The 25,800-nt window shown below is 58.0% G+C and carries 15 protein-coding genes, 2 pseudogenes and 1 riboswitch; of the genes and pseudogenes, 6 read left to right on the top strand and 11 right to left on the bottom strand.

Annotated elements, in window-relative coordinates:
• Window positions 1–2 precede the first annotated feature (2 nt).
• The 3 genes from GE107_RS08255 to GE107_RS08265 all read right to left on the bottom strand — a co-directional run bounded on the left by GE107_RS08255 (window position 3) and on the right by GE107_RS08265 (window position 9,964).
• The gene (locus GE107_RS08255; protein ID WP_219639213.1) at window positions 3–8,117 is read right to left on the bottom strand and encodes an RHS repeat-associated core domain-containing protein; all 8,115 of its coding nucleotides are present in this window, start codon (window positions 8,115–8,117) and stop codon (window positions 3–5) included.
• 92 nt (window positions 8,118–8,209) lie between these two features.
• Window positions 8,210–8,285, bottom strand: a riboswitch (cyclic di-GMP riboswitch).
• Between the two features lie 158 nt (window positions 8,286–8,443).
• On the bottom strand, window positions 8,444–8,935 hold the full coding sequence (locus GE107_RS08260; RefSeq protein ID WP_219639214.1) for a hypothetical protein: 492 nt from the start codon (window positions 8,933–8,935) through the stop codon (window positions 8,444–8,446).
• A 123-nt stretch (window positions 8,936–9,058) separates the two neighbouring features.
• A complete protein-coding gene (locus tag GE107_RS08265) occupies window positions 9,059–9,964 on the bottom strand; it encodes an NAD(P)/FAD-dependent oxidoreductase (protein ID WP_370636312.1) in 906 nt (301 codons plus the stop codon).
• A gap of 162 nt (window positions 9,965–10,126) precedes the next feature.
• Between GE107_RS08265 and GE107_RS08270 the strand changes: the two genes are divergently transcribed.
• Window positions 10,127–10,543: a collagen-like protein gene (locus GE107_RS08270; RefSeq protein ID WP_219639215.1), complete on the top strand. Its 417-nt coding sequence runs from the start codon at window positions 10,127–10,129 to the stop codon at window positions 10,541–10,543.
• A 69-nt stretch (window positions 10,544–10,612) separates the two neighbouring features.
• Here GE107_RS08270 and GE107_RS26485 read toward each other — a convergent pair.
• A pseudogene (locus tag GE107_RS26485) lies at window positions 10,613–11,016 on the bottom strand (DNA alkylation repair protein); the annotation flags it as partial.
• A gap of 453 nt (window positions 11,017–11,469) precedes the next feature.
• On the opposite strand from GE107_RS26485, the gene GE107_RS08285 reads away from it, so the two are divergent.
• Together GE107_RS08285 and GE107_RS08290 are read left to right on the top strand one after the other, a co-directional pair.
• Window positions 11,470–13,881, top strand: coding sequence for a S9 family peptidase (locus GE107_RS08285; protein WP_255570316.1), 2,412 nt, complete (start codon window positions 11,470–11,472; stop codon window positions 13,879–13,881).
• A gap of 178 nt (window positions 13,882–14,059) precedes the next feature.
• Complete coding sequence (locus GE107_RS08290; protein WP_219639218.1) at window positions 14,060–14,956, top strand: phosphotransferase; 897 nt, start codon at window positions 14,060–14,062, stop codon at window positions 14,954–14,956.
• Window positions 14,957–15,043: 87 nt separating this feature from the next.
• On the opposite strand, the gene GE107_RS08295 is transcribed toward GE107_RS08290, so the two are convergent.
• From GE107_RS08295 to GE107_RS08310, 4 genes are all read right to left on the bottom strand, one after another.
• Window positions 15,044–15,757: a C40 family peptidase gene (locus GE107_RS08295; RefSeq protein ID WP_219639219.1), complete on the bottom strand. Its 714-nt coding sequence runs from the start codon at window positions 15,755–15,757 to the stop codon at window positions 15,044–15,046.
• A gap of 261 nt (window positions 15,758–16,018) precedes the next feature.
• On the bottom strand, window positions 16,019–16,471 hold the full coding sequence (locus GE107_RS08300; RefSeq protein WP_219639220.1) for a DUF2269 family protein: 453 nt from the start codon (window positions 16,469–16,471) through the stop codon (window positions 16,019–16,021).
• A gap of 113 nt (window positions 16,472–16,584) precedes the next feature.
• Window positions 16,585–17,784, bottom strand: coding sequence for a helix-turn-helix transcriptional regulator (locus tag GE107_RS08305; RefSeq protein ID WP_219639221.1), 1,200 nt, complete (start codon window positions 17,782–17,784; stop codon window positions 16,585–16,587).
• Window position 17,785: 1 nt separating this feature from the next.
• Complete coding sequence (locus GE107_RS08310; protein ID WP_219639222.1) at window positions 17,786–18,262, bottom strand: hypothetical protein; 477 nt, start codon at window positions 18,260–18,262, stop codon at window positions 17,786–17,788.
• A gap of 136 nt (window positions 18,263–18,398) precedes the next feature.
• Between GE107_RS08310 and GE107_RS08315 the strand changes: the two genes are divergently transcribed.
• Entirely contained in the window at window positions 18,399–19,076 is a 678-nt protein-coding gene (locus GE107_RS08315) for a hemerythrin domain-containing protein (RefSeq protein ID WP_219639223.1), read from the top strand.
• Between the two features lie 48 nt (window positions 19,077–19,124).
• Here the strand turns inward: GE107_RS08315 and GE107_RS08320 are convergent, their stop codons facing one another.
• Window positions 19,125–20,825, bottom strand: a complete 1,701-nt coding sequence (locus GE107_RS08320) for a methyl-accepting chemotaxis protein (protein WP_219639224.1) — start codon at window positions 20,823–20,825, stop codon at window positions 19,125–19,127.
• Window positions 20,826–21,134: 309 nt separating this feature from the next.
• Here GE107_RS08320 and GE107_RS08325 point away from each other — a divergent pair, with 309 nt between their 5' ends.
• Entirely contained in the window at window positions 21,135–22,043 is a 909-nt protein-coding gene (locus GE107_RS08325) for a hypothetical protein (RefSeq protein WP_219639225.1), read from the top strand.
• 51 nt (window positions 22,044–22,094) lie between these two features.
• Here GE107_RS08325 and GE107_RS27395 read toward each other — a convergent pair.
• Window positions 22,095–22,205 (bottom strand): annotated as a pseudogene (locus GE107_RS27395) (dual-specificity RNA methyltransferase RlmN); the annotation flags it as partial.
• A gap of 131 nt (window positions 22,206–22,336) precedes the next feature.
• Window positions 22,337–23,395, bottom strand: a complete 1,059-nt coding sequence (gene rlmN / locus GE107_RS08335) for a dual-specificity RNA methyltransferase RlmN (RefSeq protein WP_219639226.1) — start codon at window positions 23,393–23,395, stop codon at window positions 22,337–22,339.
• 375 nt (window positions 23,396–23,770) lie between these two features.
• On the opposite strand from rlmN, the gene GE107_RS08340 reads away from it, so the two are divergent.
• Window positions 23,771–25,774: a bifunctional diguanylate cyclase/phosphodiesterase gene (locus GE107_RS08340; RefSeq protein ID WP_255570318.1), complete on the top strand. Its 2,004-nt coding sequence runs from the start codon at window positions 23,771–23,773 to the stop codon at window positions 25,772–25,774.
• Window positions 25,775–25,800: the final 26 nt, after the last annotated feature.

The raw sequence follows: 25,800 nt of genomic DNA on the forward strand, positions 1-25,800 counted from the left end.
GGCTAATGCCTTCCAAAATAGGTGAAGACAACCTGTTTAAGTTTTTCGTCCCAGTTACCATAGAGGCGATAATCACCAAACTCTTTTGATATATTTTTTAATTCATACTGATACCATGTTCCGTTTATTTTTTTTCCTTTACCTGTAAGCCTTTTAATTCCCGCTTCTCCCTCTGCTCGAACAAAGCCTTTTTCTAATGCTTTTAAGAACTCAGTGACGCCTTTTTTGCCGATTTTGTTTCTAACCTCATTATAAACCGAATGCTTAATGAAACCTTCTGCAATTTTCTTTATGGATAAGGCTGCTGCTCCTCCGCCAGATAAATATGACATTTTATCTGAGGACCAGACCAAGAAACCAAATCCCGTTGGATCGTTCTCAATCCAATCAAAGGTGCTTGCCCAAGCGATTGCATTGACCATTTCCTCTGGAATCGCAAAGTCAGAAACTTGCATAATATCCGCTTCGGTATAACCTTTTTCTTTGAACCATTTCGCTTTCCTTATCCCATTACGTAACTTTTCAGCCTCTTGAGCCCAGTATTTCATTTTCTTTTGATCGCCAGCTTTAAATGCCTTTTGCCATTGCCACTTCATCTCATTAATTGTCCAGTTTGCAGTTATTTCAGTAGCCCAATGACCAGTGGGATCCACGTAGTTCATTGGATTATTGTTAACATACACATACAAATTCAAACTCTGCGGATTCTCGATCTGTCCTTCATAACTATCCTCAGAAATAAACCGAGCGGAACGAGCATCGTAATAACGAGCCTGCAGGTAATAGAATTGCGTCTTACGATCCCAATAGTAGCCTGCATAGCGGATCGGGTTTTCCTTGACCAGATCCGTCGTGATGTCAGCCGTCGGCTCGGTCTCGGTTCCTACAGTCAGTGCTTCTTCCACGGTAACCGATGAATCGACCGGCGTCGGAGCTGCTTCTTGTGTCGAATTAGAATCAGCAGTTGCGGACGCTTCTGCGGGTGCAGTTGCTTCCGTACTAATTTCTCCGCTCGGCACCGGACCTTTCACCTTGACTTGGCCCTTCCCATTGCCGTCGCCATTGCCATTCCCGTTACCCGTACCGTTGTTCTGCCCGTTGCCCGGGTGGTAGTCCGGAACGGTATTGCCGGTGTCGTCCTCTGGGCCTTGGACGGAGCCGGGGCTGCCGTTGCCGGTGCCGAGGTCGCCGATCCAGCCGATGCCTTCGCGGACGCGCTCGCCGTAGCGGTTGTACATGCGGGTGACGAGACCCCAGGCATCGTACTCGTAGCGGGCGGCGACGTTGCCGTCCTTGTCGGTCAGCGCCATGACGTCGCCGTGGCCGTTGTAGACGTACCAGAACGTCTGGCCTCTGAACGTGATCGACAACGGGCGGTCGTTGGCGTCGTAGGTGTAGGTTTTGTCGGATTCGCCGTCGTTCTCGTCTCCGGTGACGATCTCTTCGGTGAGTACCCACGTGTCGCCTTTGTAGCGATAGGTCGTCGTTTGCTGAGTCTCGCCTCGGTGATTAAACTGCGTCTTGGTCACGCGACGGCCGAGCAAATCGTAGGTGTACTTCTCGCCGAACCCGTCCGGGAACGTCACCTTGGTAAGCTGCCCCAAGGCGTTCCATTCGTACTTGCTGCGTCCATCGGTCAGCAGGTTGCCGGCATCGTCGTAGACATAGTCGTACTCTTCGTAGCGGGTCAGATTCTCCCGATGGATCAGCTGATTGCGGGAGTTATACGTATAGTTCGTGCCGATGACCGTATATCCCTTGCCGACCTCGCGGATTCGTTCGAAAAGCTTCGTATGCTCGCCCGGCGGCAGGTTGACTTCGCCGTTGACGATGTTGTCAATGGCGGCCAGGATATGCTCGATTTGGCCGGTCTCGAACATGGTCGCAACATCGATGTTATCACCGAACTGTTTGCCGAACTGTTTGCCAAGCTTCTTGTAGAGGCCCAGCTTCTTGCCTTTGCCCTTCTCCAGCGCCTTCAGCCAGCCACAGCCGCCACCATTAGAAGAGTTGTCAGACGGGTCGTTGCCGTTACCTTGTCCATTACCTTTGCCATCGACATTCCCATGGCCATTGTCTTTTCCGTTTCCGTGTCCGTTGCCATTACCGTTGCCATTACCGTTACCGTTTCCGTTGCCTTCGCCATTTCCGTTACCATTACCGTTGCCGTTTCCGTTGCCATTGTCATTGCCGCCAGCATTGCCGCCTCCGTGATCTCCGGAGTTGCCGCCGCCGTTTCCGTTATTGCCATCGTTGCCGCCACCACTGTTTTCGCCTCCGCCGCCATTGCCGTTGCCGCCTGCAGGAGAAACCTTGATCACTGGAGCCGAGGCGTTCTTGCCATTCCCGTTGCCGTTGCCATTGCCGTTATTGCCGTTGCCGTTTCCTCCGCCATTGCCGTTCCCGTTGCCGTTGTTGCCTTTGCCATTGCCACCCTTGCCATTGCCATTCGGCTCGCAGGGCGCGGGAGTGCCGGAACCGGGACCGGGATCGGTCGGCGTCGGCAGCTTCGAACCGAAAGAGCCCAGCACCATCTCGACAAGCTCGTCGGTCGTGATGACCTTCTGCTTATCTTCCTTCGTGCCCTGAATGATCGTCTTCCGCACGGTACGGTTGCCCGCCCCGTCGTACTCGTAGAGCATGACGTCGCCTTCCGGCGTGTCGATGCGCTCGAGCTGCTCCCGGTCGTTGTACTTGTAGGCGGAAGCGTCTCCTTGATCCACGGCGGCGGTAATGAAGTCCCGCGCGTTGTACGCGTATTTGCTGGCATGCAGGTCCGCGCCGGCATGCGTTGTCTTCTGCGCTTCGATGAGATGGCCCGGCTTGTAATCGACGGACGTCACGGTGCCGTTCGGATATTTCACGGCTTTCACGTAACCGTCGGCGTCGTATTCATAGCCGTACGAGTAGCCGGCCGTGTCCGTGTAACGGGTCGGACGTCCCGCCGCGTCGAGCTCCAGCTCGGTGCGTTTGCCGTTCACGATTTCCGCGGACTTCTCGCCGTTCTCGTTGTACTCGTAAGCCACCGTGTTCCCGTTCGGGTACGTGGCCGACTTGAGTTGGTTATTGTCGTAGTACGTGTACGTGATCGTGCCTTCCGCGCCGGTGCGCGTCAGCACGTTGCCCGCCTTGTCGTAGGTGTAGGCGTACCACGTTCCGTCGCTGTATTCCTCGCGGGTTTTGCGGTTCATGAAATCATAAGTGTACTTCGTCGTGACGCCGCCCGGCTTCGTCTCCTGGATCACGTTGCCGTTCGGGTCATAGGCGTACGTGAATACGTCCTGCCCCGCGTCCGCGCGTACGACGACTTTCTGCAGACGGCGGCCGGCCTCGTCGTAGTCGTAGGTGGTGAGCTGCGAGTTGCCGTCCTTCTGGCTCGTGCGGTTCAGCGCGGCGTCGTAGGTGTATGCCGTGTCAGCCTGCGGTTCACGAACCTCCGTCAGGCTGTCGCGTTTGTCATAATCGTAGGTGGTGGTGCCGTAAACGGGACGCTGTTCTACGCGCTTGTTGCCTACGGCGTCATATTGATACGTATAGGTGCCGAAATTCGGCGTTTCCTTGGCGGTCATACGGCCCGCCGGATCATAGGTATAACGCGTCGCTTCGCCTACTTTGTTGTACTCGACCGACGTGCGTCCGTCGATGTCCAGCTCGAACCGCCGGACGTTGCCGAGCGGGTCCTTCTCCTGAAGCATGTTGCCGCGATAATCGTAGGTCCACTCCGTATCCCGTCCGAGCGGACGGCGTTCCGCGGTGACGAAGCCTGCCGGGCTGTACTCCTGTCTCACCCAGTGGCCCGACGGATCTACGCTCAGCGTCTGCTGCCCTTCTGCATCGTAGGCGTACCGAGTCGTATGGTTGTTGCCGTCGGTGGAAGCGATGAGCAAGCCGCGCGGATCGTACCGGTAAGTTTGGAAAATCCGCTCGCCCGTCATATCCGGACGCTCATAGTACGTCTCTTCCACCAGTCGGCCTTCCGGATCGAACTTGGCGCTCGTCAAATTGCCGTTCGGATCCTGCGTATACACGGCGTTCCCCGCCGCGTCGTAAACGTAGCGCGTTCTGGCCGCGATGTTGTCGGACGTAAGCGCCGTCGCTCCGTCTTTGTATTGCAGCATCGTCGTCATATGACCCGCCGCATCGTAGCGATAGGCGGTCGCATTAAGCAGTCCGTCGATCGAAACGAGTTCATTGCCGCGCGTGTCGTAGACGGAAAATTCCTTGCTGCCATCGGGGTGTTGAACCGAAATTTGCCGCCCCATGGCATCGTAATTGTATTCGGTTGCGCGTGTCGTTCCCGCGACGTTGTCCGTTTCCGTCTGCTGCGTCAAACGCCCATGAGGATCGTACGTATAGGACGTCACTAGCCCCGACGGTTCCGTCGTCTCCTGCAAATCCCCGGTCGGCGAATAACGGTGCGTCGTCACCGCCCATTGACCGTCTTTCAATTCCCGACGTTCTTCCAGCACGTTCCCCCAAGCGTCGGGTACGTATTGAATCGTCTGCGTAAGGCCGTTGCGGTCTACGGTTTCCACCCGTTCGTGAAGGCGTCCGTAAACGTCGGTCTGAAAACGGGTAAGCTGCCCTTCCTCGTTCGTAAACGAAGTCTCGTGACCAAACGCGTCATACGAGGTGGACGTAACTTCGCCGGCTTCCGAGACGGAGCGGACAAGCCGGCCGCCCGGGTCATAGGAATCCTTGCGCGAATAGACGACCGGATTGCCGTTCTCGCCTGTCGCCGGAATCAACGTCTCCACGGTCCGTCCCGTATACGAATAGGACGTCAAGTACCCGTTGCCGTCGGTTTCCGTCGACAAACGGTTCAAGTAGTCGAACGTGTACTTGCGCGTGGACAGCGTCTGTCCGGTATCTGCCGACGCGGAAGCGGCGAATGCCTGAGCAGTGCCGTCCCACTTGGGAACGGGGCCTCCGATGGATTGCTCTTTTACATTGCCGTTGCCGTCGTAGAGATAACGATCCCAGGAACCGTCGGGACGTTTCTCTTCTGCGAGACGCCCCGCACTGTCATAGCGGCGCTCCGTGACGGAGATCAGTTCCGGCAAGCTGCCCACCTGAACCGGCAACCCGGATGGCACGATCGCGCGAACGATCTGCTTCTCCTGCACGACGCGGTCCCATTCGTCATACGAGTATTCGGCCCTGCCGCCGTCCGGAGCCGTTACCGCCCGCTGGCGACCCGCTTCGTCATATTCGATCGTCGTCGTATAGCCGTTCGGCGACACGACGGTGCGGACCGGCTCGCCGGCTTCGTTGTACGAGGTGTCGGTGGTCTCTCCGCGCGTGTCCGTATGGGACGTCAGCAGCCCCCGCGAATCGTACGCGTACGTTTCTTTCACGCTGCCGGTCGTTCCCGCTTCCAGCGGAACGGTCTCGCGAGAAAGCATGTTGCCCATGCCGTCGTACGTATACTTCGTTTGCTTCAGCCCGTCGGACTCCTCAATCAGGTTCCCGCCGTCGTCGTAGCGGTAGGTGCGGGTCAGCGTCTTCGCGGCGTCGTTCTTGTCCCGCTGCACGTGTTTCGTGACGTGACCCCATAAGTCGTATTCGAAATCCTCGAGCAGACCGTCCGACGTTTCCCGGCTCATGAGCCAGCCGAACAACTTAAACGTTTGCGTCGTTACGGCCTCGTCCGGAGTACCGGCATCCACCGTGATCTTCGTGTGGTTGCCGTTCAGGTCGTTCTCGTAGGTCACGCGTGTGCCATCCGAGATCAAGAAGCCGTCCGCATTGTACGAATACTCGAAAACGTTGCCGTTTCCGTCGACCCGCTTGGAAATATCCCCTTTCAGGTTATATTCCTCAACCGTCGTGATCGGCTCACCCGCATTCACGCCTGCCGGATCGATCGCCTGCTGCGTCGTCGTTTTCTTCAGAATTTTACGGGCATTCTTCTCATATACGATCTTGACCTCATACCCGTCAGGTCCCGTCTCGCCGATCAAATCCTGGTCCTCATCGTATTCATAATGCACGATGCGTCCCGAAGGGCTCTGCTCCGCGATGACGTTATCAAAATCGTTGTACCTGTAGCGCGTCACGCGGTTCAGCGGGTCCGTCACTCGGATCAGGTTGTTGCCACTATACGCATACGTTGTCTTCGCTTCTTTCTTCCCGTCAACGGTCTGTACTTCCTCTATTCGCTCGGACGGATGCATCGCGTCGTCCCAACGGAGCGTATAACTGCCCGATGGCTGGAGCACCTTCGCTTCTTTCGAGCCGTATTCCGCGCCTAGAAACTCCTCTACTCCGTCCTGCTTGCGCGTCATGCTCATCCGCGTGATGCGGTTCTGATCGTCGTACAACCATTCCGTAATCACCGAATCCGGAGTGGCGCCTTCCACCTCGCGTTCTGCATAACCGTTGTCGATCACCTTCTTGACTCGATGCAGGTCGTCGTAAACGAAACGGGTCATTTTCCAGGAAGGATCCCGGTAGCCTACGAATTCACCTGCCTGGTTATACGCAAAGTAAAATTTGCGGGTGCCGCTGGTTGTCTCTTTGCCGTATATGTCCAAATCTTTGATGACGGTAGAGAGCAGATTGCCCGTTCCCGCATCGTAGTTGAACAGGACGACATCGGTGTTCTCAAAGTCATGGATTCTCTTGATGCGGTGATCATATCCGTGCTTGGTGGGAACTTCATCCCAATCGATCTGCATCTCCGTCGTATAGCGGTCCTGAATCAGCCATAACGTACCGTTGTTGTGGAACCGATACCGGAGCTGATTGGGCCATTCCATCAAATAGGCGTTCGGATCCCCCGCGCTGGAATTCGGAGAGAATTGAAAAATCGGATATTTCTGCTGCTGTCCGTTCACGTAAGTCTCGTAATTCACGCCGTCGCCCTTGGGCTTGAACCAATAAACCGTGCCGTCGAAACCGACCCAAGTCACGTTGCCGTCTTCCCACTTGGTGAGCCGCGAATCCAGGCTGAAGCTCCACCCGTATCCGAGATTGTTGTTAATCCGGTTCTGGTGGTTATAGGTCAGGTACATGCCCAAATTCACGCCCGGGCGCTCCTGCACGAACCCGTCGAACTTCTGCATGCCGTTGCCCGTCGCAAGGTTGATGCGGACAGTCTTCTCCGCCACGGTGGCTTCGGCGTTGGGGAGACTGCTCGAGTCCCCCGTTCCGGGAACGAACGGATAAACGGGCAGCGTATCCTCCGCCTTATTGCCGGCTGCGTCTTCGACGGTGATTTGAAGGGTCTCTCCCGCACCCGGGCGAACGGAAACCGCCGTCCGGAGCGGGCGGTTCGTCCAGTTTTGCGTCACCGAAGCGGCCCCCGCCACTTTCACGCTTTTCACGCCGCCAACGAAGTCGTGCGTTTCCACGGCAACCTGGCCGTCGCCGAGCGGATGGATGCCGACGATCTCAGGCGCGTGGCGGTCGAGCAGGATGAGCTGCTCTTCCGCTTCGTAGCTTGGTGCTTTCTTGGGCACGATGATCGGCGGGCCGCCTTTCACAGCCGGAGGCAGCACGAAGTTCACTGTCGGAGCGACAGCCGTCAACTTCCACCTGTAGTAACCATCGGGAAGCGGGTTGCCGTTGCAGTCGCCTTTCCACGAATAGGAATTCTCCCCGCTGGCGTCTTCCTTCCCGTTCACCAGCGTGCAGGTTATTTTCGTATCTTTCGTATCTTCACTTTTATCCTCGAGCTTATGGATATTTTCCAGTGTGACCGTCACCGTATATCCCGATGGAGGGTCCTGCGGCACCCCCTGTTGCTCTTTAATCCAATCCTGCAGCTTATCGTTCCAAGAGAGCTTCGCTTCCTTTACGCTCTCGGAGATATATGCCGGGGAATCGGCCATTTTCAGATACTGGCCGCCCGCCCCCGAGCGGTCGGGGTCAAGGTCATCCGTCTGCTCTTCCAGCACCTGAGTCCCCGTGAAAGAATAGTACGCGGGCGTAATGGTCCGGTCCGGACCGTCCTCCCACGTTTCCTGCGTGCTGGTCAAATTATCCTTCAGCTCGGCGAGCGCGCCTTCCAGCTTGTCCGCCGCTTCCGCCCAGACGGAAGCCGGCGCCAAACCCAGCACCAAGCTGACGACCAAAGTCATAGCCAATCCGCGAAACCAACCTGTTCCTCTCATCCTCTGCACCCCTGGACCGTTTTCCGGAAAAGCAAAAAAGCCGCAACGCCAAAAGCGTCCGGCTGCAAGAAACGATGCGGCACCCTCCACATTTCGGCGGTCTGGCGATCCAACTTGGGACCCATGACTTTGCGTCCCCATCTTGCGATGGGTTTGCCTTTTCGGTTGTTTGCGATGATTGCAAGATGAAAATTGTGGTTCTAGATGCTCACATTATAGCAAAAAATCCCTGTTTGAAAACCGATTTTAAGAGATTTTTACACTTTATTGTAGAATCATGTAGGACGATGGGTGCGGGCACAGAGGATCACACAGCAAATCTGCCGTCATGAATAGGCCACTTCATATCGGGCCCCGATCGGAATCACCTCATACAAATACTGGCGGATCAGCTCCTTCTCGACCTCGGTCACGTTACCGTCGCTATGGACGGTGAAGTGAAGCGTTCCGGTCCGATCGTCATACCGCTCGAACGACATGCCGGCGCCGGGCAGCATCCCGTTGATCAAATCGAGGACGCCGTTCGGGTCCAATTCCCTTGTCATCGCCGCTTCCACGACGCAATCCGGCAGCGGCGGCACGGGCGGAACCCCGTCCGTCCGCAACATGGAATACGCTTTCACTTCACAGCAAAGATAAGAGGGCAAATACCCGGCGGCGAACCGTTTCAGAGAAACACGGTCCCGCTCCGGCAAATCCAAGTCCTCGTGCCAGGCGTAAATCGCGACCGAATTCCTGCCCGCCGTATGAATCCTTACATACTTCAGATGGGGGTAGAATTTCCGGATCATCGCCTCCGACAACAGACGGGTTCCCATGATCATCACCTCGTCAGACAGGATAAGGATAGTTATGGATACGCTTGCAAGATCACGGAGTGAACCATTTTTGCACGAAAAAAAGGAACTGCTCCCCGCACAGAGAAAGCAGCTCCTTCCGTTTCAGAACTCCTCCGCCATCAGCTCCGAGTTCAAGCCGATGGCGGCCCGGCTTCCGTCTGCCGCCGCCACGACAAGCTGCGGCGGAACGATGTTGGAAACGTCGCCCGCCGCGAAGACGCCGTGGACGTTCGTATAGCCGAAATCGTCGGTCTTGATCCCTCCGTGCTCGTTGAACTCGCAGCCAAGCGTCCTTCCGAACGGAGTCGGGTGCGACCAGACCGGCGACACGAAGCCCCCCGCCCGGAGTTCGACCGTGCCGTCCTCGAACCTCACCCGTTCAAGCTGGCCGCCGCTTCCTTCCAGGGAGAGGATTCTCTGCTCGTACAGCCTGATGTTTTTGGCTTCGAGAATCCTCCTGTCTTCGCGGGAGACCACATAGAACCCGTTCGTGCACAGGATCAGGTCCCGGCTCCAATGGTAGATGGATTTGACGAAATCGAAGGCATGCTGGGTCTCCGAAATGACGACAAGCGGCTGGTCCCTTCTTTCCCAACCGTCGCAGTAAGGACAACTGAATAGGCTGGTTCCGTAATAGGCATGGATGCCCGGAACGCCCGGAAGCTCCTCTCTAAGTCCTGTGGCGAGCAGGAGCTTGCGGGCTTGATAGACGATCCCGTCCGCCGCCGCCAGTTGAAAAAACGGCCCGCTCTTGCGCACGTCGTTCACCCTCGTATTCCGAATCCTCACGGACGGATACCGTGCTAGCTCCTGATGCGCGACTTTCCGGAAATCGCCGGGGGAGATGCCGTCGCGCGTCACGAAGCCGTGCGTCTCCTGCGTGACCGCGTTCCTCGGCCGGTTGTCGTCGAACAGGACGACGTTCCGCCTGGATCTCCCCAGCACCAGCGCGGCGTTCAGCCCGGCAGGTCCGCCGCCGATGATTGCGCAATCCAGTATGGGTTCCACTCTCCTCCGCCTTAAACGATCATAGCCGCCTGTTGTATGTATATCCCCATTTTGCCCTTCCGATCTCTGGAAATAACCGTCGCGCCCAAGCCATATCTCCGCTCTTGCATATGATGTTTTAGCCTAAGTGAATCACTCTAAAATGAAGGAGCGTGCACGGTCATGGGTTTTTTTCCGGGTCCGGGGTTCCCGGGCGGAGGGTTTCCCGGCGGTGGAGTGCCGGGCGGAGGTTTCCCGGGAGGGGGGGTCCCCGGCGGCGGATTTCCGGGTTTTCCGGGGGGCGGCTTCCCGGGCGGAGGGTTTCCAGGCGGCGGCTTTCCGGGCGGGGGACAGGCGCCGACGTCGCCGCCTCCCCAATTCGTTCCGCAAATGCCGATTCAAGCCTATGCCGTTGACCCTGGCGGGATCAGAAGGTGTCTATTCCGGAACACGTATGTGTGGCAAACGGACGGCCAGCAGTACTGGTACTTCCCCACCTTCGTAGGCCGGAGATCGGTAGCGGGCTTTCGATGGTTCGGCTTCTTCTGGGCGTACTACGGGGTGGATTTGCGGCAAATCCGTTCGTTTACCTGCTTCTGAGCGCGATCGCCGGTCGATATGCGGGTCCAGCATATCGATTCTTTTTTTTATGGCTCATTATGGTAACGGTCAACAAATGCAGGTCTTTTTCTTCTTTCCCGTCCTGCCCATCTCGTAGACTTTGCGGATATATTCGGATGCCAGCGGCACCTTGCAAGCGGTCTGACCCGCGTTCACGTCCACTTTGCCAATAGCCTCCGCCGCCCGCATCGCTTCCTCGAACAAAGCCGGCACATAACAACCGACGGCGATGACGAAGGCGTTCATGTTGTACCGGACCCGGTTCCGTTCGTGATGGATCACCCGCTCCGCCTGGAGGAGCAGACCTCGGATTTCATTCAGATTGAGCCGCTGTTCGGCGTAATCGACAAGTAGTTCGCATACGTGCTCCAGCCCGCGACGGCGATCATCTCTTCCGGAGACGCGATCCATTCCCGGGCCAATTCCAGCGCATGCGGGCTTTCGGCCGCGATCCGCACGTCGAAGGACAAGTTAACTGCTCCAAGGGCTGTCCACAGGCGCTCGTGACCGACCTGCCGAGACAGCCCCCGCTGCCGGTCATACTCCGTATGACCGCGTATTCCCTCCATCACCCCATGCTTTACCTAAATCCAAGACTCAATATCTTCCTCGTCCGGCTCGTCCTCCAACAGACTTTCCGTTCCATGATCCCTTGGCGGCTCCTCGGCATTCCCGATCCGAAGCGAAGCGGACGGAACCTGAACCGCGCGCAGCACGGTCCTCTCCGCCGGAATGACCGTCCGGAGAGTGCGGACGCCGTTCCTCGCGATTTCGTTTAAGGTATGCAGTTCTGGGAAAACCGCCGGGCACTCTCTAAAAATTGTCTAAAGACCGGCCTTCCGCTGTATTCGGCAATCTCTCATTGGTAGAATATTCTTGTTGAAAGAATGAGAGGAGAGATAGATTTGGCGAGCTTACTCCGCAAGTTATCCGTATCGTTCCTGGCACTGGCGCTTACGTTGACATTAATGGCTTCGGCCGCATCGGCGGCGGACGCCGGCAGCGGAGCTCCGGCATCGACGCCCGCGATCGCCGCCCTTCAGAAGCTTGGCATCCTAGACGGCGAAGCAGACGGCATGTCCGCCCCGGATGCTCCGATCACGAGAGGCCAAGCGGCCATCGTGCTCCGGCGCGCCTTGAAGCTGGAGACCCAAGAGAGCGGCTCCGCATTCGATGACGTTCCGGCGGGATCCGAAATGGCCGAAGCCGTCGCGGCTTTAAAGAAGCAAGGCGTGGTGAGCGGCTACGGGAAATCTTACAAGCCCGGGAACCCGTTGACGAAAGAGCAGATGGCGACGCTGTTATCGCGGGCCTTCCATTGGAGCGACAACGGCATTCAAGTGCAATATTCGGACATGGCGACAATCGCCAAAGTCCACCAAGCGGACGCCGTCCGGCTGAAGCAGCAATTTATCGTGGACGGCAGCGTCTTCGACCCCCGGGGGCAGGTCACGCACGGGCAATTCGCCCAAGCCCTGTACCGGGCGCTGGAATTGGACTTGCGGGGGCCGGGCTACATTCCCCTGGAGGACTTTATCCGCCAACCGGCGCAAGTCGGCTTCCAGGTGTCGCCCGACGGCAAACGCCTGGCCTACCTGCAGCCGTGGAACAACCGGATGAACGTATTCGTGAAAACGATCGGCGATACCGATGAGACGCGGGTCACCGGCGCAACCGAGCGGAACATCATGGGCTTCGCCTGGGCGAACGACAATAAAATCATCTATGCCGCGGACAATGGCGGAAACGAGAACTTCCACATTTACAGCATCAACCTGGACGGCTCGGAAGCGAAGGACCTCACGCCTTACGAGAACACGACCGCCGGGCTCATCGACCAGCTGAAGGAAGACCCGGATCACATCCTGGTCGCCATGAACAAACGGGATCCCCGCCTCTTCGACGTGTACCGGATCAACATCAATACGGGCGCAGCGGAGTTAGCCGCGGAGAACCCCGGCAACATCAGCGGCTGGCTGACGGACCATGACGGCAAAATCCGCGTCGCCTTCGCCAGCGACGGCAACATCTCCACGGTACTGTACCGGGAAAAGGAAGACCAGGCGTTCCAGCCCGTTCTGACGACCGAAATCGGCGATACGTTCACGCCGGTCGGCTTTACTTACGACGACAAGCAGCTTTACGTCGTTTCCAATATCGGCCGCGACAAAACCGCCCTGATCCAATACGATCCGGCAACGAAGCAAAACGTAAGCACGATTTACGAAAACCCGGACAGCGACGTCGTCGGCATCATCCCTGCGGACAGCGAACAGAAGATTCTGGCCGTGATGTACGAGACGGACAAAGTTCATTACCATTTCTTGGACCCGAAATTGGAGAGCCTGTACAACAAGTTCAAAAACAAAGTGCCCGGCCGCGAAGCAAGCATCCTGAACGTGGACGCTCAAGGAAAAGCGATGTTCTACGCTTACGGAGACAAATCGATGGGCGCTTATTATTCCTACGATTCGTCGACGGACAAGCTGGAACTGCTCGCGGACGTCTCGCCCTGGCTCGACGAAAGCAAGCTGGCCGATATGAAGCCCGTTTCGTTCCAGTCGCGCGACGGTCTCACGATACATGGTTATTTAACGCTTCCCAAAGGCGCGGATCCGAAAAGCCTGCCTCTCGTCGTCAACCCCCATGGAGGACCTTGGGCCCGCGATTCCTGGGGCTATAACCCCGAGGTTCAGCTGCTCGCAAACCGCGGGTATGCCGTGCTGCAAGTCAATTTCCGCGGGTCGACGGGTTACGGCAAATCGTTCCTGAACGCGGGCAACAAGCAGTGGGGCAAAGCAATGCAGAACGACTTGACGGACGGTGTCCAATGGCTGGTGAAGGAAGGAATCGCCGATCCGAAGAGAGTGGCGATTTACGGAGCCTCCTACGGAGGTTACGCCGCACTGGCGGGACTGACCTTCACCCCGGACGTATACGCGGCAGGCGTCAGCTACGTTGGTCCCTCCAACCTGTTCACGCTGCTGGAGACGATCCCTCCGTACTGGGAGTCGCAAAAAGCGCTGTTCCACGAACGGATGGGCGATCCCGTCCTGGATAAGGATTTGCTCACGGCCGTTTCGCCTTTGTTCCACGCGGACCAAATCCGCGCGCCTCTGTTCGTCGCCCAAGGCGCCAACGATCCGCGGGTGAACAAGGCGGAATCGGATCAGATCGTGAATGCCCTGCGGCAACGGAACGTCGACGTTCCTTATATGCTAAAACAGAATGAAGGCCACGGATTCGCCAATATCGAGAACCAGCTGGACTTTTACCGGGCGCTCGAGAAGTTCCTCCACCGGCACTTGATGGAGTAGCGCTCCGATCGCGACATCTTACGGAAGACCGCTGCATTTGCTCCTTGATGGAGGGATGCGGCGGTCTTCTTGCGTTGGCGGGATCAGACGTTCATCTCGGGAGATTCGGCCATACCTTCCGTCATTCGGCGGAATACGATGTGTACATGCCGAACTCTTGAAGGATGTGTGTTTGCCGATGAACCTGTGGACCCATGTGGAGGAAACGTATGGGCTGAAGTTCCAAGATATCTTCAAGGTGCATGGAGTTCACCGAATCGAAACGTCCCAAGGCCGGTTCTGCCTGAAGAAGTACTCGTTTGCGGAGGATTCCGTCCGCTTCATCGCGAGATTGCTGTACGTTCTCCACGAACGAGGGTTTATGCGTGCCCAAGGCGTATATCCCACGTTGGAGCAGATCGGCTACATGAATCATGACGGCGTGTTTTACACTCTCACCAACTGGGTGGACGGGGACCGGCCCGAATTCCGCAAGACCGGGGATTTCAAGAAAGCGATTCGGACCCTGGCCCGTTTCCACTCCGCCGCACAGGGCTTTCCGGTTGCGGAAGCTCCGGAAGGGAGGGTGCGTTACGGGGAAGCCGCGGGGGATATCGAGGAGTACAAGCGGCTGCTCGGCCATTACGCGGAAACCGCGTTTCTCGTTCCGCTCTGCGAAGAGGCCCTCTGGCTGTTGGCCCAGCCCGACGCTCAGCAGGCCGTCGTTTCCGAATTTCAAGCGGCCGCATTCGTACACGGAGATTACAATTATCCGAACCTGATTAAGGACGGCCGGGGACGCCTGCACCTGATCGATTTTGAAAACACTTCCTTGAACGCGCGGATGAAGGATCTGGCGCACATTCTCCATCGAAACTTCCTCTGGAATGGAAGGGAGATGCTGCGGTGGATCGACTATTATGAGAGGAAGCGCCCGCTCAGCCCGCACGATCTGCATCTGCTGCACGCGCTGCTGACGGCGCCTTACCATGTCGTCCGCAACATCCGAATCGGCGGTTACCGCTATGCGAAATCGGTCATCCCCTCGTCATCACGCCTTCGGAAATACCGGCGGGAGCTGCGGGAGCTGTTGTAGCGGCGAAGACAAACGCGAAAAAAACCTCCAAAACCGCGCTTCAAGCGGTGAAGGAGGTTTTCTCCGTTCATTCGGTCACGATGCCGATTACAATACGCGCCGGCCGGTCACGTAACGGGTGCTCCAGTAGCCGGTGGTCATGCTGGAAATGCCGACACCGTCAAACGACGGAGAGTTGTGGATGAACTGGCCGTTGCCGAGATAGATGCCGACATGTCCGATCTCGGTGGACGAGCCGACGCGGAAGAACACCAGGTCGCCGCGGGCGAGTTCGTCCTTGGGGACGTAGGTTCCCGCATCCTTCTGATAGCGGGTGCCCCATTTGAGCGATACTCCTTCCATTCCGAAAACATACTTCGTGAAGGAGGAGCAATCCAGCAGGCTAGGAGGTTGATTCACGCCGAATTTGTAATGCGTGACGCCTTTCAGGTCCATCGCGTGCTGGATGACGCGATCCGCTTTGGATGCCGAAGGTGCCGCCGGGGCTGGCGTCGGCGACGGTGCAGTCGTCGGAGCCGGCGTCGGAGCGGGTGCAGGGCTTGTCTGCGTGTAAGCAATGTAATTAGGAGACAAGTATCCGACTTTGCCGTTTACCGATACTTTCAGCCAGTAGCGGTTTACCTGTTCCTGAACGTCGATGACAGTGCCCGGCTTCAGCAGCTGATAGACCGTGCCGCTCGTCGAAGGCGCGGACCGGAAGTTGACGCTGCGCTCCACCGTGGCGGGCGATGCGGATGCGACGGCCGACAGTGCAAGCGATACCAGACCAACCGCTGCCAGGGTAATGAAATGCTTCTTCATCGTATCCCTCCCTACGAGCGATGTTACTAGATTCATAGGGAAGTGTCCTTCGCAAAAAATATCCAATACCGCAAATCTGATAAAAATGAAGGGTTTCTCATTTTAGGCAATCGCGCGGGATCGCGGTTTTTCCAACTTTCATACCCGGAAGAGGGCTGCTATTTTTAATCTCTGAAACCGCATACAAATACCCGCCGCAGCCCTGCGGCGGGTATTTGCCGGTCCACTTTCGTTTTCTTACGTCACGCGTTTGCCGGCAGCCTAAGGTTTCAGGACCATCAAGGCGAAAATCGCCACGCCCAGGATTCCCGCCCACAAGTGAAGTGCGCGGACACGGCCGTACAATTGGATTGCCGCCGCCGACCCTTCCCGAGCGCCTACCGACTCTTGCGCCACCAATACCCGTTGCAGCTTGGATGCCGCCGGATTCAGGAAGCCGACGACCAGCACTTCAATGGCGACGTACACGAGCAGCGTGCCGAGAATCCAGACCTGCAGCCAGCTGCCGTAGGATCCGAGCCAGAAGAGCAGCAGACCGGAGAGCACGGCGAGCGTCCCGAATATTTTCGGGAACATCTCCAGGCGATTGACCAGCAGAACCGTCCGCAGCATCTCCTGATGCGTTTCCGCCTTCCTCATCACGAACGGGAAAGCGAAAGCCGGGCCTAATCCAAGCACGGCCGACAACACGTGAACCAATACCAACCATTCCATGAAGAGCAACCCCTTGTCAAATCGGAATCTTCCTCATGATAATGGCAGTGCCGGCGCTTCCGATATCGGTAAGATTACGTATCTTTCTGAGAAGGCGGGGGTAATTCTGTATCTTACGGTGCCAAATCGTGGGCCGGGTCCCCATCCAGCCCCTTCTCCACCACGTATCTCGTCAACGCGGAACGGGAACCCACCTCCAGCTTCTGATAAATCCGCTCCAGATGGGTCGTGACCGTCCGTTTGCTGATGAACAGCGATTTCGCGATTTCCTCGTTCGTCAGGCCTTTGGCCGCGAAAACGGCAACCTGGCGTTCCCGGGCGCTAAGCACCGTATGGAAGGGATCCGTCCGCTTGGCCCATTCCATGGCCGCCCGTTCTATCGCCTGACGGAACAGCAGCCTGCGGTCCGCTTCGGGCAGCGGTTCGGCGGCTCCCACGGCATCGCCGATTCTGGCGCCGAGCAATCGGAGGAATCCGTCTTCCGAGCGGTCGAACAGATCCGCCTCCGCCGTCGTCGCTTCGCAACAGACGATGCCGACCAGCCCTTCGCCGGAGAACACGGGAACGCCCAGAAAACTGGCCGCGAGCTCATGCTCCGGCTGCTCGCCCAGATATTCCGATTTCAAGCCGCCGGGAAGTCCGGACTCCTTGCGGATCGAATGAACGTACCGCAGCTGGGAGCGGATATTCCGCAAACGAATGACCCGCCGTTCCGTCCTTGCCAGGACCGCCAAACGCCTCATCGGCTCCATCGCCTCTTCCGCGCCTTTGCCTGGCGGCATGCCGCGGGAGGCGACCGGTTTCAGCCCCCCATCCTCCGTTTCCGGAATCCAGCAAGAGGCACGGCTCCAACCGAGCCGGTCGGCCAGCTCCTCCAGCAACGCCCCGAACCGTTCCGACAAAGGCGCGGCTGCCGGCATCTCTTCCAGGCAGGGCCGGACGGACAACACCTGAAAAACGAACACCGACCGAAGCGGAGGGGGATTCTCCTCGCCCGCCATCCAGGAAACGGCCAGCAAATCCTGGCGAATCCGTTCGAAGAGCGAGCCTTCCGTCTCCACGCGGAGACGGCGGGCTTCCACTTCCCAGTGCGTGAAATCTTGGGGATGCACGAGCCGCAGCAAGGCGACGGGATTCTCGTCCAGGTTTCGTGCAGTTTTGCGCAGAAGCTGATCGGCTACCGCGACCCGTGCGGCATCCACGGCCCATATTCTGGAGAGATTCGCCAGGTTGGGCGTGCCGTCGGCGGAAGCGGTGACGATCGTGGAAGGAAAAATGCCATCGAACAGAGGAAGGATCGGGGTCGTCAGCATGTCAGGAGGTCCCGCTCCTCTCCGGAATCGGACAGCCGGCTGAAGGGCCCGGCGTTTGGATGTAATAAGTATTCCCGACCAGGATAACGGAAACGCACTCCATAGGCGCGACCGCGATCGGCGGCACGAACATGTCGGGAAGCGCGATCCGGATCCGATTCTGCTCCCGTTTCAAGAAGGCGCAATCTTCCGTGTCCATGGCCTGGACTCCCGCGAACGTTCCTTTCACCTGATACGACTCGTTATCGACCCCGGAGGTCAGCAGAACGGCAAGCCGGCTGCCCGACCGGACATCCTCCCGAATACGCTGCCACTGGACGTTGCGAATATAGACCCGGAACGCACCGGATTCGGCTTCTGGCCGGCAAGCATAGGCCCTGCAGCTGAACAGCGCCCGATCCGGACGGCAAGCCGCCAGATGGATGAATTTCGGAACCTCGCGTTCCAGGAATCGGCCGAATGCATCGGGCCAGCTCATATGGCAAACCTCCCATGCCTTCAGTTTAGAAAAAAGCCGGACTCCTGTAAACGAGAAGGATTCGTAATCCGACCGATACCGGAAAGGCCTTCCGCTTCCTAGAATGGGAATGAATCCGATGAAGGAGGTTCGTTCCATGAAACAACGATTCAACATGTTCACCTTGATCCACAAAGGACTGCGGCACGCCCTGAACCGTCTTGTCTGGACCGCCGGCAGGCTGGACGTCGCGAATGCCGCGGAGAGGCAAGCTTTCCTGGAGGAGTTCCGGCACGTTGCCGAGATGCTGCATCGCCATGCGCTGGACGAAGACCGGTTTATCCAGCCGATGATCGACGAATGCGCGCCGGAAGTCAGCGCGGAGATGGAGACGCAGCACAACCGGTCGGAAGAATTGCTGAAGCGGCTTGAGCGTTACGCCGAGGAAATCGCCGGCGCCTCGCCTTTCACGGACGAGACTCGCCATGCCTGGCTTCTCTTCGTCGATGAATTGGGCCGCTTCACCGGCGACTATTACTTGCACCTGTACCATGAAGAATGCGTGGCCATGCCTGCCCTGTGGAAGGCTTACGACGATGCCAAACTGATCGAGACTTCCGTTCGCCTGCGGAGCGAAGTGCCGCCCGTTATCCAGGACCATTTTCAGAGGTACATGATTCCGGCCCTGAATATGCAAGAGAGAACGCTCCTGCTGACGACCTTGAAGAAATCGGCGCCTGAGCCGGTGTTCCGGGAGGCATGCCGCTCCTTCGAGAAGCTGCTTCCGCCGGCAGAATGGGAGGCGCTGCAGTCGAGGCTGGAAGCCGCCGTGTAAGACGCAAGAGAGCCCGGGGTTCGATGACCCGGGCTCTCTTCCTTGGCTTCAAACCTGGAACTGGCCGACGAGCGCGCGCAGCTCGACCGACATGTCCGAAAGCGCGGAAGCGGATGCATTGATTTCCTCCATGGACGCAAGCTGCTCTTCCACGAACGACGATACGTCCCGCATGCCGGAAGCGGTCGTGTCGGCGGCATCGGAGATGACGCCGATCGAGAGAACCATCTGTTCCGTACCGGCGGACATCTGTTCCGCGGCGGCGGAAACCTCCTGCATCTGCTGGGCGACCTGGGCCGCCGCATGCTGAATTTGCTCGAAGGCTTGTCCTGCCAGATTGACGGCCAGAATGCCTTCCGTCACCTCTTGTTTGCCCGCCGCCATCAGCCGTACCGTGCGGGAGGTCTCTTCCTGGATAGCCGAGACCATTTGGGCAATCTGCCCGGCGGACTCCGCTGACTGCTCGGCCAGCTTGCGCACCTCCGCGGCGACCACCGCGAACCCGCTGCCATGCTCCAAGGCCCTGGCCGCCTCGATGGACGCATTGAGAGCGAGAAGCTTCGTCTGGGAAGCGATCCCCGTCATCACCTGCACGATTTGGCCGATTTGCTCCGACCGTTCACCCAGTCCTCCCACGGCTTGTGCCAACCGGTTCACCGTCTGCTCCACGGCGTCCATCTGCCGGACGGTATCCCGGATTTTATCGTTCCCTTCGGTTGCCAGCCGCGCCGCGCGGACCGCGTTCTCCGTGACGTTCTCCGCGTTCGAGGCGATATGACCGGCTCCGACGGACATCTCTCCGACGGATGCCGCGCTTTCGCGGAGGCTCCGCATTTGTTCGTCGGAGCGGGCCGCTACGTTCTCGATCGTCGAGACGATTTGCCCGGAAGCCTTGCTGATTTGTTCCGTGCCGGACGACAAATTTTCCGCGGAAGCGGCCACATGTCCTGCGCTTCGTTCCAATTGGCGAATCAGACCGCGGAGACTGCCCGACATTTCGTTGAACGATCGGGCCAGATCGCCGATCTCGTCCCGGTTCTTCACCCGAATCGCATCCCCCGTCAAATCCCCCTCCGAAATCCGCTTGGCCGCCTTGGCCATCCGAACGATCGGCTTGGTGATCATGCGGGACATGAGGATAACGATGAGTACCCCCAGCAGGAGGGCGAAAACGCTCACCAGAGTCACGAAGCCGATCCCTGTACGGTTATGCTTGATCGTAACGTCCAGACTCGCATCCGAAACCTGCTTGTTCAAAGCAATGATATTCTCGATGGTGCTGAGAGCGTTGTCGAACGGAGTTTTCAATTCCCCGGCAACCCGGTTCGCCGTCGCGGTGTCGTTGGCCTTGCCGGCGTCGATCAACTTCGGCATCAAGGTGCCCATCGTCTGTTCGTTTGCCGTGAGCACGGCCCGAAGCCTATTCTCTTCCCCGGCGACATCTTGGGAGTCGTACTTTTTTTGCAGGCTTAGCAGATCTTGGATGGCGACGTTGATCTGCCCTTCCAGCAGCTTCTTCTGCCCGGCGTCGCCATCGATGGCCAGCCGCAAGGCCAAGCGTTCGATATTGACGATGTCCGATTTCATGTCCCCCAGCAGTGTGATCTTCGGGATGACGCGGTCCTGCAAATTCTCGGCTTCCTTCCCCATGTTCAACATCGTGCGGGTCGATACGACCGCATTCGTGATGAAAAGCGCAAGCACGACCGCGAATCCGATCATCAATTTTTTCCCGATGGTAAGCTTCATTCTTGGCACCGACCTGTCCGCCGTTACGCGATGGAGTGGGTTCACAGGGTCCAGAATAATTTGGAAAGCTGAAACGGGGATGAAAAACTGCTGAAAAGAAGCTGAAACTGCACAAAGATCCAAGGGCAGCTGGAAGCGGGATCTCGTTGCTTGTGCTGCAATCCGCCGCCGGAACGAAGCGTTCCTCCGTCCGGAGTCTGTCGCGGAACAGACGAAGAGCGGGTTGCGGTTCCATTCTCCGGACCGTCGTGAATCTCCCCGGAAGCCGTTAGTCTGAAGTTGACGAAATGGGAAAGGGAGGAAATTCTTATGTCCGCCGCAAAGACCATGCAAAGCGAATCGACGCGGTTTTTCCAAGGGGAACAAGGGTTGGTATGGACCGGGCTGCTCGGCTTCCTGCTGGCCGGCGCATGCGCTTTATGGGTGATCATGAAGGGCGGATCCGTTCCGCCGGAGGGGGACGTGTCAAAGGCGTTCTCCTTCAACGCCGCGCTCGGAATGTTCGTAGTGTCGACGGCGGCGATACTCCCGTTCTCCGGCATGGGCAGCCGAGTTCGCGCCGTTTTCCGCTGGACGTACATCGCCCTCTGCTTGTACGCCTATGGCGTGGAAACGGTCCAGCACTTCCGCGGCATCAATCCCCGGTTCACGCAATCCGGGACAGCTGCGGACGCCTTGCTTGGCGCCGTCTTCGGCCTCGTGGCCGTTCTGCTGGTCGTTTTCTACCTCATTCTGGCCGTCCAATATTTCTTCGCGAGATCCCGCGGCGATCGCCCGATCTTGAACTTGGGCATCCGATACGCCATGATTGCCACCGTCATTTCTTTCGCCGCCGGGATCTGGATCTCCGTACAGCAGGACCGCTATACCGGCACGGGCGGGAATATCATCTGGCTGCACGGTTTCGGCTTCCATGCCTTGCAGGTCCTGCCGCTCGCGGCCTGGCTGGCCGAACGGACGGCTCTCCCCGGCAGGGAGAAGCGACGAGCGGTTCATGCCGCCGGTATCCTCTATCTGGCGGGACTGAGCTCGATCGGCGTCCAAACGATGCTCGGCCGCTCCATATGGGAATTATCCGCCTTGCCGTTGTCTGCGCTCGCCTGTTTCCTGATCGGCACCGGAATCGGGATCGCCTTGCTGCGATCCTCGCCGCCTGGCCTTCGCCAAGGCCATAACATTCCTCCCAAGCATAATTCGGGGCCGACATCCTCAAAATAACGTCCGGGGACATGTTCTTCGTGTTGGCCGTCTTTCCGATCATAAGTACCGTCAGGAGGAAGCTTGAATCTGCTTGCTTCGGAGCTGTCCGCATGCGGCGTCGATGTCCGTTCCATGCTCCAACCGGACGCTGCAGCTCACTCCCTGCTTTTTCAACGTGTCGTCGATCCTCGCCGCCTGGCCTTCGCCAAGGCCATAACATTCCTCCCAAGCATAATTCGGGGCCGACATCCTCAAAATAACGTCCGGGGACATGTTCTTCGTGTTGGCCGTCTTTCCGATCATAAGTACCGTCAGGAGGAAGCTTGAATCTGCTTGCTTCGGAGCTGTCCGCATGCGGCGTCGATGTCCGTTCCATGCTCCAACCGGACGCTGCAGCTCACTCCCTGCTTTTTCAACGTGTCGTAGAACCCGTCGATCGCTTCTTTCGAGCTTCGCTGATACTGACTGTGTTCATCCACCGGATTGTAGGGGATCAAGTTTACGTTCACGAGCGGACGCCGGCTGCCGATCAGCTCCGCCAACTCAAGCGCATGCTCACTGCGGTCGTTGATGTCTCTCAGCAAGATATATTCGATCGTGATTCTCCGCTTCGTTCTCTCCAAATAATAATCGATCGCCTGCAGCAGCTTTCCGATCGGGATGGCGCGGTTGATCTTCATGATGCGAGTCCGCAGCTCGTCATTCGGGGCGTGCAGCGAAATCGCGAGGTTCACCCCGGGATCGTCGTCGGCGAATTGCTTGATCTTATCCGCGAGCCCGCTGGTCGATACGGTAATATGCCTCGGGCCGATGGCCAGGCCTTTCGCGTCTTTGATGACCGCGAGGAAATCGAGCAGGTTGCTATAGTTGTCGAACGGCTCTCCGATCCCCATCACGACGACGTGGCTCACCCGTTCCCCCCGGCCCGCCCGGTCGAGATGCAGCTGCACGTTCATGATCTGCTCCACGATTTCCCCGGCGGACAAATCCCGGCTCTTGGCCAGCAGCCCGCTCGCGCAGAAGCTGCAGCCGATGTTGCAGCCCACCTGCGTCGTGACGCAAACCGACAGGCCGAATTTGTGCCGCATCAGAACGGTCTCGATCAGGTTGCCGTCACGCAAGCGGAACAGAAACTTGACCGTCCCGTCCACGGATTCCTGCCTCGTGTGCTCCGCCATCGTTTGAATCTCATGCCGTTCCTCCAGCAGCTGCCTCAACTCCGGCCTTACGTCCTCCATGGCCGAGAATTCCGTCACCCGCTTGCGGTACAGCCAATCCCACACCTGCAAGGCCCGGGATTTCTTATGCCCGCTTTCCTCCAGCCACCGGACCAGTTGCTCGAAAGTCAGGCCGTATAGGGAAGGTTTCATGTCGATGTCCTCATTTCGAAAGCTGTCTCTTCAGGACCCATCATACCGCTCAATCCCGAAGCCGGCAATCCCGTACTCGCGTCGAGACGGATTGCCGGTCTCCGCCATGACGCCGGGAAATAAAGCGCGCCGCAACAAGATTGAGGAGCCGGATAGCCGTAGAGGTCATCCTTTGCGGAATTATTGTGAGCTTATCCATGCCGATCCATCCGCTGCCCGCGCGTCCATCCCCTGATCCTAGTGTCCGACGGTCCCGCCAGCAGCGCCAGGCGTTCCCGTCCGATGTCGTCCCGGGATGGATGTTGAGAAATTGTTGAGGTTTGTCGTTTATAATCGAATGACAACATGCAAGAACAATCTCGAGGTGACCTCCCGATGTATTTGCATGGACATTACAATTACTGGATCGTGCTGCTCTCCTTCGCGATCGCTGCGCTGGCGTCCTACTCCGCCCTGAACCTCGCCGCCAAAATATCGCGCGTCCAGGGCCGGGCCAAAACGGGGTGGCTGCTGTTGGGCGCTTTCGTGATGGGCAGCGGCGTATGGTCCATGCACTTCATCGGCATGATGGCCTTCCACCTGGACATCCCGGTCAACTACAACGTGACCGTCACGATCCTGTCCATGGCGGCGAGCATCGTTTCCTCCTATATCGCGTTTCGCATTACGCTGCCGCAGAACATCAATTGGAGAAATTTCGCGGTCGGCGGTTTTTTCATGGGCATCGGGATCGTCGCCATGCACTATACCGGCATGTCGGCTATGCGCATGAACGCGATGCTCAGTTACGATCCCTTGTACTGGACGCTGTCCGCGCTGATCGCCCTTGCAGCTTCCTATGCGGCGATGCTGCTGTTCATCCGGTTCCGCGGCGATCCCAAAGCCAGCTGGTGGAAAGGATTGGCGTCGGTCGTCATGGGGATCGCCATCTGCGGCATGCATTATACCGGGATGAGGGCCGCCCGATTCTGGTGCGGAACCTCCGTCTCCGGGCAGGCGGAACCCTCGGAAATCAATTTGTTCCTGCTGATCGGCGTGGCGGTAACGACCCTGGTCATCCTGCTGGTATCCTGGGGCGCCATGTTCCTCGACCGGCACATCCTGGAGAAGCTCGCGTACAGCGACTCCCTGACGGGGCTGCCGAACCGTCACGAGATGAACCGCTATTTCGAGGAGCACGCAGGCAAATTATCCGGCACCGCCGTGCTGTTCATCGACCTGGACCAGTTCAAAACGATTAACGATACACTGGGGCACGGCGTCGGCGACAAGCTGGTGCAGAGGGTCGGCGAGCGGCTTCAGGCTTTCTTGAACCCCGACTGCCTCGTCTTCCGCATCGGCGGGGATGAATACCTGGTCGTACTGAAGGATAGTAAACCGGGACAAGCAGAGGGGTTGGCAGAAAACATTCTGGAGGCGATCAAAGCCCCTTATTTGATCGAAGAGAACGAGCTGTACGTCACCGCCAGCATCGGGATCAGCAAGTCTCCCGAACACGGCACGGACCGTTCCGCGCTGCTGAAGGCGGCGGACACCGCGATGTACAACGCCAAGAACGCGGGCAAGAACCGGTACTGCCTCTTCGACGAGGAAATGGACAGATCCCTGATCCGCAGGATGACGCTGGAGAAGGATCTTCGCAAAGCGGTGAAGCAGCGGGAGTTCTTCATCGTGTACCAACCCAAATGGAACGCGCAAACGGATCGCCCCGTCGGCTTCGAAGCGCTGCTTCGCTGGAATCATGGCACGCTCGGCATCGTCCCTCCGGAGGAATTCATTCCGCTCGCCGAAGAGACGGGACTCATCGTCCCCATGACGCGCTGGATACTGGAAGAAGCCTGCCGCCAGAACAAGCAATGGATCGAAGAAGGGATGCCGGAGCTGCCGGTTTCGGTGAATTTGTCCGTGCGGGTGTTCCTAAGCCGGAGTCTGGTGGACATGGTCGGGCAAGCCCTTCTCGAGACCGGGCTGCCGTCACGTCTGCTGGAGCTGGAGATCACGGAGTCGATCGTGCTCTACGACCTGGAAGATATCGTGAACCAGCTCAAGCCTCTGCGCGATCTCGGGGTCGTCATTTCCATGGACGATTTCGGGGCGGGCTACTCCTCCCTCGGCTCGCTGGACCGCATCCCGATCGACACCTTGAAAATCGATAAGACATTCATCCAGGAAAGCGATTCGGCCTCCAAACGGGCCATCATAGGCGCGATGATCGTCATGGCCACGCAGCTTCAGCTGAACGTGGTGGCGGAAGGGGTCGAGAAGAAGGAGCAGATCGATTTCCTGAGCGGCATCGGCTGCAACGTCATGCAAGGATTCTATTACGGGAAACCGATGAAACCCGCCGAATTCACGAATTGGCTGCTGCAGCACGCGTAAAAAGGGACGTTCCCCCATTTACCGGA

It is taken from the genome of Cohnella sp. CFH 77786 (genome assembly GCF_019400745.1).
Taxonomy (GTDB): Bacteria; Bacillota; Bacilli; order Paenibacillales; family Paenibacillaceae; genus Cohnella.